This window comes from Limnospira sp. PMC 289.06, from assembly GCF_032350395.1.
Classification (GTDB): domain Bacteria; phylum Cyanobacteriota; class Cyanobacteriia; order Cyanobacteriales; family Microcoleaceae; genus Limnospira; species Limnospira platensis.
The window spans coordinates 1-1,122 of record NZ_JARPLC010000343.1 but is presented as its reverse complement, the minus strand read 5'-3'; the positions used below and the strand labels follow the sequence as shown (position 1 = coordinate 1,122).

Annotated in this window: 4 protein-coding genes; all 4 read right to left on the bottom strand. The window is 46.3% G+C overall.

Annotated features, from left to right (window positions below; genetic code table 11):
• On the bottom strand, positions 1-280 hold a 280-nt coding region (locus P5674_RS25060; protein WP_315643310.1), incomplete at its 3' end, for an IS630 transposase-related protein.
• Between the two features lie 19 nt (positions 281-299).
• On the bottom strand, positions 300-503 hold the full coding sequence (locus P5674_RS25055; RefSeq protein WP_071941086.1) for a hypothetical protein: 204 nt from the start codon (positions 501-503) through the stop codon (positions 300-302).
• Complete coding sequence (locus P5674_RS25050; RefSeq protein ID WP_014274759.1) at positions 463-744, bottom strand: hypothetical protein; 282 nt, start codon at positions 742-744, stop codon at positions 463-465. The genes P5674_RS25055 and P5674_RS25050 overlap by 41 nt, the downstream gene beginning before the upstream one ends.
• A gap of 21 nt (positions 745-765) precedes the next feature.
• Entirely contained in the window at positions 766-945 is a 180-nt protein-coding gene (locus P5674_RS25045; RefSeq protein ID WP_231852263.1) for a reverse transcriptase N-terminal domain-containing protein, read from the bottom strand.
• Positions 946-1,122 lie beyond the last annotated feature (177 nt).

The window sequence follows — 1,122 nt, the reverse complement described above, 5'->3', positions numbered from 1 at the left end:
CAGCCATTTGAGCGGAGGTTTTGTGGCCATGCTCTTGGGCAAAAGCCTTGAATTTTTGCCAGTCGGTAATTTGGTGGTTATTGCCAGGTCGGTGATTAGGTTTAGGGAGGAAGTCTCCGGTGTGTTCTTTTCTTTGCAGCCAGAGATTGATAGTGTTCCGGCTGAGATGGAAAAATTGACTGGCTTTGGTTTTGGACATACCGTATAGTTCAATTGCATTGATAACTTTTTGTCTAAGGTCGTAACTGTAGGGGGCTGGCCTTTTGGGTCTTCTGTAGATATCCTTGCCATTATACGTCCTAACTTTTCTGTCTTGTGCTATAACTTCCCTGTTTGATACTTAGGTATATTCTGGCTATTGCATCTTGGGCAGACCGTCCGGGACGGAACCCGTAGCTTGTGCCTTCAAATCTCGATTCCCATTCAGGTTCGAGTGCCGACTTAACCAAAGCTTGCCTAGCTCTATCTTGGATAGTGGGTATTCCCATTCCCGCTTTTTTCATCCCTTCCAGGTTTGGGAATCCACGCCCGTGTAGGGTGCGTTACATTGAGAGACTTGGCAGAGAAACGAAAAACTTTCTGGTAACGCACCATGTAGGGTTTTGCTTTGAGATTTCCCTTAATATTCTCAGCTAAGATTAACCTTTGTTTTGGCGATATTACTATCATTCTATCGACACCGGCTGTCTTTTTGCCTTGACCCGCTTGGGGGGCGGGTTCATTAAGCTGACTGTTGGGAAGCATGGCTGACCGTGGAACCCGCCCCTACAGCCGCACTGCTAGGAGCCGGGCATAATATGATTTCACCAGTAGACGTTGCCACCTTCTTGCCTTCGCATCCTGTCCCGATTTAGCTGCTTGAAATATCCTCTTTTGGATCTTAAAAACTTTCCGCTGGACCTGAGACCAAGGGATAGCTTTCCATACGTTATTCGTAGTCTTGATTGGCTTTGATTTCTCAAAACCTTTCTTTCAACTCGCTTGCGTCATTTGTAAACCTACTAGACTCTATTCTTACAATCAAACCGTGACCTGTTAGCATTTCCCGTCCATTACAGCCGGGCGTTGGCTTTTGGTCACATCTCACATCCTCTAGGACTTGCGGTTACACTTATCCCTACT

Coding starts and splice junctions, on each gene's coding strand:
- P5674_RS25055 (WP_071941086.1), bottom strand. CDS start 503: ATGAAAAAAGCGGGAATGGGAATACCCACTATCCAAGATAGAGCTAGG.
- P5674_RS25050 (WP_014274759.1), bottom strand. CDS start 744: ATGCTTCCCAACAGTCAGCTTAATGAACCCGCCCCCCAAGCGGGTCAA.